The sequence below is a fragment of the Nostoc sp. NOS(2021) genome (genome assembly GCF_017115025.1).
GTDB lineage: Bacteria > Cyanobacteriota > Cyanobacteriia > Cyanobacteriales > Nostocaceae > Nostoc.
The window spans coordinates 45,468-59,600 of the sequence record NZ_JABXKM010000033.1; the positions used below are offsets into that span (position 1 = coordinate 45,468).

The window sequence follows — 14,133 nt, forward strand, 5'->3', positions numbered from 1 at the left end:
GTTGTCGCAAAGCGCAATGCACCGTTGTCTCAAAGCCGCTTAATTCCTACGCAGTTGCACATAAACTTGGTCAACAACTGGAAATTTGTGGAAAGATAGAAATGTTGATTCATCTCCAGCATGACAATTATGAATGCCGTAGAGCTATTTCCTACCCTGCGAAATTTAACTCGTGCAGAGAAACTGAAAGTGATGCAGTTTCTAGTTTCAGAATTATCTAGGGATGAAGAGCCATCATTAGAGCAAGGAGCAACTTACCCTATTTGGTCGCCACTTAATTCCCACGCAGCTGCACATCAACTTGCTCAACTGCTAGAGTCGGACGAGTAAATGCACAATGGTTAATCCTCAAAGATTTTCCTTTACAGAGGGATACGATACATTTGGTGTTCCCGATTCGCTGGAGGAGACAGTCAAAACTCTGTTGCAGTCATTGGGGAAGGTAAATCGGCCTTATCTTACTGCTGTGGAAGAAAAACTTTTGAGCGTTTTGGAGTCTGAATACGGCAGAGAGATAACACCCTAAACAAATTTGGCAATTTGCCTCCAATGTCTTTGGGTTCCAGTTTCAATGGAGTTAGCAACGCAACGGGACAGCAAAGAAGTTGTACGAGGGATAAGATAAAACTTTCCGCTTCTGGTGTTCCGTGCTACGCCAGTTGTCAAATGAGTGCTGTACAAATGCTCTACATGATTGATACAGCGCTCAACAGAGTTCAGTTCCCGCTCTACAACTGGCTAGAAATGAACAAAACTAAATAGAACTTCAGAAGATGTAGATAGCTGGCATTTTTCTACGAGCGATCGCTCGAAAGCAACTGAGACACTGGAGTACACTAAGCCTCAACAAATACAGCACGGGTCAGTAACTAAGTGAAGCAACTGCTGGTGTATAGGTTGCGGGGAAGATCGAATGTAGCAAAGGGTTTCTAGAGGGGCATGAGTTCAGTTGCCATCTATGCCGTTACTAGAACTTACTTTAGTGCTGAAGTTTAGACTTGTTCTCGGTGCAGAAGCAATATCATCTAGCGACGCACAAAGCAAGCGTCTTTGACTATTTATGTAAATTTGTAGTTAATTATACAAAAATTGTGCTTAGTAATTATTCTTCATTAATTGTTTTAAATATTTCTACTATCTGTTTAACTGTCTTAAATGTCTTAACTGTCTGTTTAACTGTCTTAACTGTCCGTTTAACTGTCTTAACTGTCCGTTTAACTGTTTTAACTGTCCGTTTAACTGTCTTAGCTGCTGTTGCATTTTATTTATAAAACTGAGATTATCTATGGTAATAAATTAATTGCAAAAAATAATAAATGAAATAAAATTTTAGTTTTTAACTAGCCTAAATAAATTTTCCTGTTATTAGTAATATTTAACTAACAATATGTTGATTACAATGGACGAAATCGTTAAAAAGCTTGCTGGGCTGGGACTTCCTGGTGTCATTCTCGTGATTCTAACGGTTACATCAGGAGGTAGTTCTGCCGCTGTTGCAGCTACCCTTACAGCGTTAGGAGGTCCGTTTGGTATCGTCGGAGGTATAGCCCTGCTTGGCTTAATCACTGTTGCAGGAGATGCTGTAGCCGGATATGGAATTGAAGCCATTGTTACAGCCATATATAAAGAACGTAGCAAAACCGAATCTGTTCAAGTTCTCCTCAAAGAAATTAAAGATTTACCAATTACAGAGGAGCTAAAACTCAAACTGAGAAATGAACTTAGATCAGAAGTCTATACTGATGCCCAAAAGGCTGAGATTCCGAAAACAGTCGAAATTGTTGAGGAATAATTTTGATGGCTAGTTGCTATCTAAGCCAACTGATTGGACTAATTACATAGGTAATTTTAATTAGCAAAGAGCGGACTTGAAGAAGGATATAAAAATTAATGCAGTTAGGTAATTATAGTCAACTTTTAACAAATTCAAATAATAAAAGTTTCGTATGTAGAGAAATAGAAGTTGCTATTCGTTCGAGTTTAACTGTTGACGATTGTGTAGTAATAGAAAGGCAGACAGAAAAGTTAAAACAATATTTAATTGCTTATGTAGTTCCATTAGTGTTATTTTCATCAGAGCAATTGCTATCTTACTTGCAAACAATTATAGCTAGCGAATCGATCCCCAAGGCTATTATGCCAGTATCAACTCTACCGTTAACAGATACAGGAGAGTTAGACGAAGTGGCTCTAGCCAATTTAGAAGTTATTAACTTTGACTTAATGCGTCACATAGAAGAGCAATTAGAGTCATTGTCAGAAATTGAGCGTGCTGCGGTAGTTGTCGAACCAAGAGTTATAAGTATCCCTGCTGTGCATTTAGAAGATTTGCTAGGGGAGGCTCAAGCATTTGCTCCTGAAGATAGTCAGAAAAATGTACAAGCAAAAGCACCTAGCCAAGAGATAGAAGATACAAACCCTGACTCGTCAAAAAAGCTGGCTATTATTAACGGTGAACCTTTACAATTCCCCCAAGACGCTCCCAAAACTTTAAGAGAATTACTGCAACGAACCGCTCAAAATTCAACTAAAGGTATCACCTATATTCAATCTGATGGCAACGAGAAAGTTCAGTCTTATGGAGAATTATGGCAGGATGCCCAACGGATTTTAGCTGGATTCAGAAAGCTAGGACTAAAGCCCCAAGATAAAGTAATTTTTCAACTAGAGGACAACCAAGATTTCTTATGTGCTTTTTGGGGTTGTGTGCTGGGGGGCTTTGTTCCAGTGCCAATATCCATCGCCCCGACATACGAACTAGCTAATACTATCGCCAGCAAACTTCAAAACACTTGGCAGATGCTGGGGAAACCCCTTGTACTAACCAATGCTTCTTTAGCTTCCAATATTGATGACTTATCAAAGTTTCTGAATTTAGAAAACTTTCAAATTGCAACTATTGAAAAATTGCGTGAGTGCGAACCGGATTTCAACTTGCATCAAAGTCAGCCAGAAGATTTAGCGATTTTGTTTTTGACTTCTGGCAGCACTGGTATACCCAAATGTGTGATGTTAAATCATCGCAATTTATTGAGTATGACGGGTGGCTTAGTTTTGTTGGGCAATTTTTCCAATCAGGAAAGCATTTTAAACTGGATGCCTCTGGATCATGTGGGTGCGCTAGTTTCGTTGAGCATTATGGCTGTTGACTTAGGTTGTCAGCAAATCCATGTACCCACCAACTTGATTGTGCAAAATCCGTTGTTGTGGCTAGATTTGATTGATAAACACCAAGCTACGATTAGTTGGGCACCTAATTTTGCCTTTTCGCTAATCTGCGATGCCCTTGGCGACCTGCGGTATCGCGCAACCGAAATTAACCAAAAACATTGGGATTTATCATCAATGCGTTTTATAATCAACGCTGGAGAACCCATTGTCACTAAGATAGCCAGGAGTTTTTTAAGGCTGCTTCGCCGTTATGGTTTATCAACGAATGCGATTCATCCAGCCTTTGGGATGAGCGAAACTTCTTCTGGTATTACTTACTCTGATAGCTTTTCTCTAGAAACCTCATCAGATGACGCTTTATTTGTAGAACTAGGGTCTGCAATTGCTGGCGCTTCACTGCGGATTGTTGATGAAAATGAACAGATAGTGACAGAAAATACGATTGGTCGTTTACAAGTAAAAGGTGCATCTGTCACTAGCGGTTACTATCAGAATCCACAGGCAAACCAAGAAGTTTTTACCCCCGATGGTTGGTTTAATACAGGAGATTTAGGATTTCTCCATCAAGGGCGTTTAACTATTACTGGACGGCAGAAAGATGTAATTATCATCAATGGACTCAACTACTACTGTCACGAAATCGAAGCCGCTATTGAAGAAGTTAAAGGAGTAGAAGTTTCTTATACAGCTGCCTGTGCAGTGAGACAACCAGGAATCAATACTGATAAACTAGCTATCTTTTTCAATACTTCCCTTGATGATGCCAGCTTAGTAGCTCTGCTTAAAGAAATTCGCACATCTGTTGTCAACAAGGTGGGAATAAACCCAGATTATCTAATTCCAGTAAATCAGGAAATTATTCCTAAAACCGCGATTGGTAAAATCCAGCGATCGCAACTGAGTCAGCGCTTCAATACAGGTGAATTTCAATCCATTATTAAACGAATTGATATATTACTGGGTAACGCCAATACCATTCCCGACTGGTTTTACCGTCAAGTATGGCAGCCCAAAAATCCCATTACTTTTAATTCTTGTTTAACTGTTATTAATTCCACTCTAATATTTATAGATTCATTCGGCTTAGGGGCGTATTTATGTCAGATATTATCAGAGCATAACCTGCCATATATAACTGTTGCACCCGGAGAAGATTTTCGTAAAATTAATCGCTCAAGCTACACAATCACTCCAGGACAATCCAAGGACTATCAACTATTACTCCAATCCTTGGCGGCAGATAACATAATCATCGGACAAATACTTCACCTATGGACTTATGACCGATATAGCGGCGAAGTCAAAACCTTGGATGCTCTCGAACAAGCACAAGAAAATGGAATACTTAGTCTATTGTTCTTGGTTCAAGCTTTAGCCAAGGTTCAAGGTTTTGACCATTCGGTGCAATTATCATTTATTTCCAGTCATATCCAGTCCATTTCCTCATCTGACCCAATAGCTTACGAGAAATCAGCAGTATTAGGGCTTATAAAAACCATTCCTCAAGAATTACCTTGGTTGAACTGTTGTCACATTGATTTGCCTTTCACTGAAGTTGAAACCAATGGAGCTTATATCTTACAAGAGATGCAAGTTTCCTCTAAAGAACGAGAGGTAGCATACAGGAATGGGCAGCGTTTACTTCCTCGCCTAGAAAAAGTTGATTGGACTAACCAACCTAAATCTCCAGTCAGCTTCAAGCGAGGAGGAACTTATTTAATTAGCGGAGGACTCGGTGGTATAGGTATTGAAATTGCGCGGTATTTGCTGAAACATTACCAAGCTCGGTTACTGTTGGTCGGCAAAACTCCTCTACCAGATAAAAGTACTTGGAAGGTTAATCAAGAGAAAACAAACACTATTGCACAACGCTTGAAAGCTTATCATGAATTAGAACAGCTTGGGGGAGAAGTCATTTACGAAGCTGTTGATATCTGTGACTTGAAACAATTGCAGATAGTAGTTGAAAAAGCTAAATCTCAATGGGGTAAGGATCTAGATGGAATAATCCATTTAGCTGGAACTTTCCACGAGCAACTTGTACTTGAAGAGACTCAGAAGAACTTAGCAGCAGTCCTGCGTCCTAAGATGTTGGGTGCTTGGGCGTTGCATCAATTGCTCAAAGACAATAAGGGCAGCATTTTTATCAACTTTTCTTCTGTAAACAGTTTTTTTGGAGGCACGGCTGTCGGGGCTTATGCTGCTGCCAATAGTTTTCTCGATCGCTTTTCTGATTACCAAAATTCCCAGAGTGAATTAACGAGCTATTGTTTTGCTTGGAGTATGTGGGATGAGACAGGGATGAGTCAAGGATATCAGATGAAGAATTTCATCCGTGCCAAAGGTTTCTATGTGATGTCTTCTTCTCAAGGAATATCTTCAATGCTTGCCAGCTTACAACATCAGCAAACGAATCTATTAATAGGTTTGGATGGCAGCAACCAAAACATTCAACGTTGGCAATCGTCAGCTTTTAATTTGCAGAAGTTAACTGCTTATTTCACTGCCAGTAGTAACGAGGTTGTACAATTACCAGATTTGCGAGTGCAAGACTGCTTTGGAACTTCCAGCACCTACAACTTAGTACGACTGCCCCAAATGCCTTGGCTCGAAAATGGCGAAATCGATCGCGCCAGTCTAATTGGGGGAATTAACACTCAGGAAATTAGGGAGCGGATAGAACCACGCAACGAGATAGAGCTAAAAATTGCTCAATGTTGGCAGGAGGTACTGAAATTACCACCTTTAAGCATTCACGACAACTTTTTTGAGTTAGGGGGCAATTCTCTCCTAGCTGGCCAAGTGATTTCTCGGTTACGCGAAGATTTCTCTCTAGAGTTGTCTCTACAGCGTTTGTTTAAAACGCCTACGATCGCCAGTTTAGCCCAAAGTATTGAGGCGATTATAGGGATAACTCAGGACAAGAGTGGATCTATTGAGGCGATCGCAGAAGAATATGAGGAAGTAAGGATATGATCACAGAACAGTTTTTAGCTAACCTGCAAACAAAAGGCGTAAAAATCTGGATTGACGGAGATCAACTTGGCTGTCGCGCTCCTAAAGGAGTAATGACAGCAGACATACAGCAGGAACTTAAAGAACGGAAAACAGAAATCCTTGCTTTTCTCAAAGAAGCTCAAACAGCTACACAATCTAACTCTTTCCCCTTAGTGCCAGTTTCTAGGGATGAAGAGATACCTTTATCTTTTGCACAGCAGAGGATGTGGTTTCTTTATCAACTAGATAAAGAAAGCCCCTTTTACAATGAAAGTTGCCAACTGCGGATTGTTGGAAAGCTCTCAGTCACAGCCTTAGAACAGAGTATCAACGAAATTATCCGCCGTCATGAAGCCTTACGAACTAGCTTTGCTGTGAGAGAGGGCATCCCTTTTCAGGCGATCGCACCCAGTTTCACCATAAATATACCTGTGATAGACTTGCAGGGTTTACCAGAAGCCTCAGTGCAACAAATAGTCACTCAGGAGGTTCGCAAACCCTTTGAGTTGGATAGTATTCCTTTGTTGCAAGCTACTCTACTACGCCAGGAAGTAGAATCTCACTTGTTAATTTTGACCATGCATCACATCATTACCGATGGCTGGTCAATGGGAATATTCTTCAAAGAGTTAGAAGTCCTTTATCATGCTTTTACTAAAGGGCAACCAAATCCCTTACCAGAGTTAACGATACAATACGCTGATTTTGCCCTTTGGCAACGCAAATGGTTAACTAAAGAAGTTCAAGAAAAGCAACTTGAGTATTGGAAACAACAGTTAGCTGACGCACCGCCCTTATTGGAGTTGCCAACAGATTATCCGCGGCCACCAGTCCAGACTTTCACTGGTGCTACCAAAAAATTTCAAATCGAAGAGCATTTAACCTCTCAATTAATAACTCTCAGCCAGAAGTCAGGTGTCACCTTGTTTATGACCCTGCTGGCAGCTTTTGGCATTTTACTCCATCGTTACAGTGGTCAAAATGATATTTGTATCGGTTCGCCTTTTGCTAACCGCGATCGCCAAGAAGTTGATCCACTAATCGGCTGTTTTGTCAATACTTTGGTGTTGCGTACTCAGATTGAAGATAATCCTAGTTTCTCTCAATTCCTCCAACAAGTTCGATCTGTTGTCTGGGATGCCCATGCACACCAAAATCTACCATTTGAGCAAGTGGTAGAAGCACTACAGCCAGAACGTTCTCTTAGCTACAACCCCTTGTTTCAAGTAGTGTTTGTTTTGGAAAATTTCTCCCTCGATACTTTAGAGTTACCTGATATTAGTCTGACTCCAGAGATGGTAGAGCGGGGTACATCTCAGTTCGATTTGAGTCTCTCGATTTGGCAGACACAAAAGGGATTAATTGGGTCGTGGGAATATAACAGTGATTTGTTTGAGGCGGATACAATCGCTAGGATGACAGGTCATTTCCAGACAATGCTCTCAACAATTGTTGCTCATCCCGACCAAAGAATTGGAGAATTGCCTTTGCTAACTGAGCCAGAACAGCATCAGTTATTAACGGAGTGGAATAATACCCAGGCGAATTATCCTCAAGATAAATGTATCCATCAATTGTTTGAGGAGCAGGTTGAACGCACACCAGATGCAGTGGCGGTGGTGTTTGACAACCAAAAGCTTACCTACTATGAATTGAACAGTCAGGCTAACCAGTTGGCTCATTACTTGCAGTCTTTAGGTGTGGGAGCAGATGTGCTGGTTGGATTGTGTGTAGAACGTTCGTCGGAGACGTTGCCGGAGGCATCGCTCTCTATGATTGTGGGAATTTTAGGTATTCTCAAAGCAGGTGGGGCTTATGTGCCACTTGACCCAGAGTATCCCCAAGAGCGTTTAAACTTTATGCTCGAAGATACTGGGCTATCAGTTGTCTTGACTCAAGAAAAACTAGGCGATCGCCTCCGGCGCGGCTTTACCGATTCTCCAGAGGAGACGCTACGCGATCGCAAAGCTGATGTAATTTGCTTAGACTCAAACTGGGATATCATCAATCAACAAACAAAACATAACCCGACTACCAGCACCAAAGCTGATAACTTAGCTTATGTAATGTACACAAGCGGTTCTACAGGTCAACCCAAAGGAGTTGCTGTTGATCACCGAGCCGTGAACCGCTTGGTAATCAACACAAATTACATCGACATAAAACCAACAGATGTCATTGCACAAGCTTCAAATTACGCTTTCGACGCTGCGACTTTCGAGATTTGGGGTGCGCTACTTCACGGGGCGCGGTTAGTAGGGGTGAGCAAAGAATTGGCTCTTTCTCCACAAGATTTCGCTGCCTTTATGCGATCGCAAGGTATCAGCGTATTATTCTTGACAACTGCCTTGTTCAATCAAATTGCTCAGGAAGTCCCTTCTGCTTTCAATTCACTACGGCATCTTCTATTTGGCGGCGAAGCGGTTGATCCTAAATGGGTAAAAGAAGTACTGAAAAATGGTGCGCCACAGCGACTACTTCATGTTTATGGGCCGACAGAGAATACCACATTTAGTTCCTGGTACTTAGTGCAGGATGTCCCGGAAGACGCTACAACTATTCCTATTGGTCGTGCGATCGCTAATACCCAAGTTTATATATTAGATAAAAATCTCCAACCAGTACCTGTAGGTTTACCAGGAGAATTGCACATCGGTGGTGCTGGATTAGCACAAGGCTATCTCCATCGTCCTGAAACTACCGCCGAAAAATTTATTGAAATTGAATTATTCGATCGAGTTGAGCGAGTTTACAAAACTGGGGATTTAGTACGCTCTTTACCAGATGGCAATATTGAATACATAGAACGCATTGATAATCAAGTAAAAATTCGGGGTTTCCGCATCGAATTGGGCGAAATCGAAACAGTTCTGAGCCAATATCCCCATGTGCAGGCATCTTGTGCGATCGCCCGTGAGGACATTCCTGGGGACAAACGCCTAGTCGCTTACATTGTGCCTCAAAAAGAGCAGACACTTACAGTAAGCGTTCTGCGTAGCTTCCTAAAGGAAAAGTTACCAGAGTATATGGTGCCAAGTGCAATAGTGATCTTAGAAGGTCTACCGCTTACCTCCAACGGGAAACTAGACCGCCGCGCACTGCCCGCACCTGATTTACACAGCCAATTATCGGACAAATATGTTGCCCCACGTAACTCAATCGAAGAAATTCTTTCAGGAATTTGGGCGCAAGTCCTTAAAGTAGAGCGAGTAGGCATACATGATAACTTCTTTGAACTTGGGGGACACTCGCTACTAGCTACCCAAATAATTTCTCGCATACCAGAAGCCTTTGGGACTTCGTTACCGTTGCGTTCTTTATTTAAATCACCAACAGTAGCTCAGTTAAGTGAAGTCATCGCATCTGAACTTCAAACTGGTTCGAGTCTGGTGCTTCCGGCAATTTTACCCGTTTCCACAAGACTTGACATACCTTTATCTTGGGCGCAGGAGCGCCTGTGGTTTCTCCATCATTTAGAAGGCGAGAGTGGTGCCTACACAATACCTTTTGCTGTACGCCTAGAGGGGAATCTCAATGTCAAAGCATTGTCAGGGGCAATTGAGGCGATCGTGCGGCGGCATGAAGTTCTGCGTACTCGGTTTGAAATTAAGGATGACAAGCCAGTACAAGTTATAGATCCTAATATAAACATAATGTTACCAGTGGTGGATCTACAAAATGTGGCAGACCCCTGGAAACAAGTAGAGCAACTAGCGATAAAGGAAGCATACAAACCATTCGATCTGGCTAGAGATCCGATGTTGCGGGTGAAGATGTGGCAAGTTGCTCAACAGGAGTATGTACTGCTATTAGTTATTCACCATATTGCTGCTGATGGTTGGTCAATAGGCGTTTTGATCCACGAACTGTCTGCCCATTATCGAGCTATTTCCACAGGTAGTTCTGTTGAATTACCAGAGTTATCTGTACAGTATGCCGACTTTACCGTTTGGCAGCGCCAATGGCTAACAAATCAGGTACTAGAGCGTCAGTTAAGCTATTGGAAGCAAGAGTTAGCGGGAGCGCCACCTTTGTTGGAATTGCCTACAGACCGCCCCCGCCCAGCTATCCAGACTTTTCAAGGAGGAATCGAGCGATTTCAACTAAATGCCTCGCTGACTTCTGCGCTTAGACAGATTAGCCAAGAGTCAGGAAGCACTCTGTTTATGACACTGCTGGCGGGTTTTGTCGTGTTAATGTCTCGCTACAGTGGACAAAAGGATCTTGTAGTTGGCTCTCCAATTGCTAATCGCAACCGCAAAGAAATCGAAGAGTTAATTGGATTTTTTGTCAACATCTTACCACTGAGGTTCGATTTATCAAGAGAACTGACCTTTGCAGATTTATTGACGCAGGTACGACAGGTAACTCAAAATGCCTACGAGCATCAGGATTTGCCTTTCGAGATATTAGTCGAACAGTTGCAACCAGAGCGAAAATTGAATCGTAATCCACTGGTACAGGTGGTGTTTGTCCTCCAGAATGCCCCCTCCTCTGGTTGGGATCTGCCTGGCTTAAGCGTCGAGAAAATGCCTTGGGGTCTTGATGCAGCGCGGTTTGACATTGAACTAAACTTTTGGGAAACCCAGTCAGGACTTGAGGGCTATTGCTGTTACAGTAGCGATTTATTTGATGAGGCAACTATTGCCCGCATGATGCAGCATTTCCAGAATTTGCTAGAAGCGATATGCTTACAGCACACTAGTGGGATCGCGGCAAATTCACAGCAGCCAGTGTCCTTGCTCCCCTTGCTCACACAGCAGGAGCGTCATCAACTGTTGATGGAATGGAACAATACTCAGGTGAATTATCCCCAAGAGAAATGTATTCATCAGTTGTTTGAGGAGCAGGTAAAGCGTACTCCAAATGCCGTGGCCATAGTGTATGGAAATCAACATCTTACATACCGCGAATTAAACTGCCGTGCCAACCAATTGGCGCATTACTTGCGCTCATTAGGTGTGGGAGCAGATGTGCTAATTGGGTTGTGTGTGGAGCGATCGCTCTCAATGGTAGTAGGACTACTAGGTATTCTCAAGGCAGGTGGTGCTTATGTACCTCTTGACCCAGAGTATCCCCAAGACCGCTTGAGCTTTATGTTAGAAGATGCTCAAGTATCGTTACTTTTAACCCAACAGCAATTAGTAGAATCTCTGCCTAAACATCAAGCGCGTGTCGTTTGCTTAGATATCGATTGGGAAAAAATAGCTCAAAACAATGAGTCAAATCTGGAAAAGACCACAAAACCCGATAACCTAGCATACATAATTTATACTTCTGGTTCTACAGGTAAGCCCAAGGGCGTTTTAGTCAATCACTCAAATGTAGCTCGTCTGTTTGCAGCAACAGACTCTTGGTATAACTTCAATCAAGATGATGTGTGGACAATGTTCCACTCTTATGCATTCGACTTTTCAGTGTGGGAAATTTGGGGTGCATTGCTGTATGGTGGCAGGCTGGTAGTAGTGCCTTATCTGGTGACGCGATCGCCCGAATCCTTCTATGAGTTGTTGTGTCAAGAAAAAGTCACAATTCTCAATCAAACACCTTCAGCCTTCCGTCAGTTAATTCAAGCAGAAATTGCGATCGCAACTGCTGGCGACTTGAAATTACGCTTAGTAATTTTCGGTGGAGAAGCCTTAGAACTCAAGAGTTTGCAGCCTTGGTTTGAGCGACATGGCGACCAAATGCCCCAATTAGTAAATATGTACGGGATTACAGAAACTACTGTACACGTCACTTACCGCCCATTGAGCAAAGCTGATTTAAATCACACAGTTAGTGTCATAGGTCGCCCGATACCTGACTTACAGGTGTATGTACTGGATGAACATAAACAGTTAGTACCGATTGGCGTTCCTGGTGAGATGTACGTTGGTGGGCAAGGAGTGACACGCGGCTATCTCAATCGTCCTGAATTGACAGATGAACGCTTTATTTCTAATCCTTTTAGCAACTACGACAAAGCGCGACTATACAAAACAGGAGACAAGGCGCGTTATTTGCCCAATGGCGAGTTAGAGTATTTAGGACGCATCGACAATCAAGTAAAGATTCGCGGTTTCCGTATCGAGTTAGGCGAAATTGAAGTAGTTTTAAGTCAACACCCCTTAGTACAGGAAAGTGTCGTCATCATCAGAGAAGACATCTCTGGAGATAAACGTGTTGTGGCTTACTTAGTGCCTGCTGTTCATCAAAAAACATTACCCCAGCAAGTTGCCCAATGGCAGACCGAGTACGTTAGTGACTGGCAAATGCTCTATGAACAAGCCTATAGTCAGCGATCGGCATCCACAGATGACCTCACGTTCAATATTACTGGTTGGAACAGTAGTTATACCAGGCAACCCATCCCAACTGGGGAAATGCAGGAGTGGGTTGAGAATACAGTCAATCGAATTTTGGCTGGTTTTCCGAAACGGGTACTAGAAATTGGTTGTGGAACAGGGTTACTGCTATCTCGCATTGCCAAGCACTGTCAACAGTATTGGGGATGTGATTATTCGATCGCCGCCATACAGCACGTTGAGCAGATATGCTCCACGGTTGATGGTCTAGCTCATGTGCGGCTGCTGCACCAAATGGCGGATAACTTTGAAGGTATCCCTCAAGGCGAATTCGACACTGTTATTTTGAACTCAGTAGTGCAGTATTTCCCAAGTGTTGAGTATTTGTTGCAGGTGATCGAAGGAGGAATGAACGCGATCGCCCAACAGGGTACGCTATTCGTGGGTGATGTCCGCAGCTTGCCATTGCTGGAGCCATACCATGCAGCTGTGCAGTTGTCCCAAGCTGCTGAGGATAGAACTATTGAGCAATGGCAGCGAATGGTACATCAGAGTGTGGCCGTTGAAGAAGAATTGGTCATCGATCCCAGTTTCTTCATCGCCCTCCAGACACGCTTTCCTCAGATTACTTGGGTGGAAATTCAGCCCAAACGCGGTTACGCGCAAAATGAGCTAACCCAATTCCGCTATGATGTTACCCTTCATATCGGTGCTGATGTTCAAACAACTAGCATTTCTTGGCTAAACTGGCAACTCGATGCTCTTTCATTCACACAAATTGAACATCAACTGCAACAAGAACAGCCAGAACTGTTGGGAATCAGGCGCGTGCCGAATCAACGAGTACAGCAAGCACTACAGATTTGGCAATGGTTGGAAAATCCCCCGGCTGTAGAAACAGTCAGCCAACTGCGGCAGGTATTAGCACAACAGCCAACAGTTGGGGTCAATCCAGAGCAGTTTTGCCAATTGGGGCAGGAACTCGGTTACACTGTCCACCTGAGCTGGTGGGAGAGTAGTCAGGATGGTTGCTATGATGTGGTGTTCTGCCGCAATAATTCAACGCAGACACTTGCACTGAGAGAAGCCGAAGTGTCTGACGCACAAAGGGCAATCACCCACTTCGACTGCGCTCAGTACAAGTTCTGGGATAGTTCAGCCGTTACAACCAAACCCTGGACTGACTATACTAACAATCCCCTACGCGGCAAGTTAGTCCAAAAACTGGTGCCGCAGGTGCGTGAATATATCCAAGAAAAGCTACCCGATTACATGGTGCCGCAGTCTTTTGTCGTCCTCAATGCCCTGCCGTTGACACTCAATGGCAAGGTGGATCGCCGCTCCCTGCCTTCACCTGATACAGCCACAAGAAGTCTTTCTACTGGCTTTGTTTTACCTCGCACCCCAATTGAAGCTCAACTGGTTCGGATCTGGAGTCAAGTCCTGGGAGTTGAAAGTATTGGTGTTAAGGACAACTTCTTTGAGCTAGGTGGTCATTCCCTACTAGCTACCCAAGTCCTCTCACAGATCAACTCAGCTTTTGGACTCGATCTGTCTATACAGATAATGTTTGAGTCTCCTACAGTAGCCGGGATAGCAGAATACATCAAAGTAATGGATTGGGCAACACAAAATTTGCCAGTAAAAGAAGTCAGCGTCGAAATAGTGGAGTTATGAG

General features: G+C 43.1%; 5 protein-coding genes. All 5 read left to right on the forward strand.

What is annotated here, in order from left to right; genetic code table 11:
- The first annotated feature begins 129 nt into the window (after positions 1 to 129).
- The 5 genes from HWQ41_RS03575 (at position 130) to HWQ41_RS03595 (ending at position 14,132) form a co-directional block, all read left to right on the forward strand.
- Complete coding sequence (locus HWQ41_RS03575) at positions 130 to 330, forward strand: hypothetical protein (RefSeq protein WP_292760035.1); 201 nt, start codon at positions 130 to 132, stop codon at positions 328 to 330.
- A gap of 7 nt (positions 331 to 337) precedes the next feature.
- Positions 338 to 526: a hypothetical protein gene (locus HWQ41_RS03580; protein WP_292760017.1), complete on the forward strand. Its 189-nt coding sequence runs from the start codon at positions 338 to 340 to the stop codon at positions 524 to 526.
- A gap of 873 nt (positions 527 to 1,399) precedes the next feature.
- Positions 1,400 to 1,792, forward strand: a complete 393-nt coding sequence (locus HWQ41_RS03585) for a hypothetical protein (RefSeq protein ID WP_292760037.1) — start codon at positions 1,400 to 1,402, stop codon at positions 1,790 to 1,792.
- A 98-nt stretch (positions 1,793 to 1,890) separates the two neighbouring features.
- Complete coding sequence (locus HWQ41_RS03590) at positions 1,891 to 6,147, forward strand: SDR family NAD(P)-dependent oxidoreductase (protein ID WP_292760018.1); 4,257 nt, start codon at positions 1,891 to 1,893, stop codon at positions 6,145 to 6,147.
- Entirely contained in the window at positions 6,144 to 14,132 is a 7,989-nt protein-coding gene (locus HWQ41_RS03595) for a non-ribosomal peptide synthetase (protein WP_292760020.1), read from the forward strand. Before HWQ41_RS03590 ends, HWQ41_RS03595 begins: the two co-directional genes overlap by 4 nt.
- The last annotated feature ends 1 nt before the right edge of the window (position 14,133 follow it).

Excerpts from the sequence above, each read along its gene's own strand:
- HWQ41_RS03595 (WP_292760020.1), top strand. The coding sequence starts at position 6,144 with ATGATCACAGAACAGTTTTTAGCTAACCTGCAAACAAAAGGCGTAAAA.
- HWQ41_RS03585 (WP_292760037.1), top strand. The coding sequence starts at position 1,400 with ATGGACGAAATCGTTAAAAAGCTTGCTGGGCTGGGACTTCCTGGTGTC.
- HWQ41_RS03590 (WP_292760018.1), top strand. The coding sequence starts at position 1,891 with ATGCAGTTAGGTAATTATAGTCAACTTTTAACAAATTCAAATAATAAA.
- HWQ41_RS03575 (WP_292760035.1), top strand. The coding sequence starts at position 130 with ATGAATGCCGTAGAGCTATTTCCTACCCTGCGAAATTTAACTCGTGCA.
- HWQ41_RS03580 (WP_292760017.1), top strand. The coding sequence starts at position 338 with ATGGTTAATCCTCAAAGATTTTCCTTTACAGAGGGATACGATACATTT.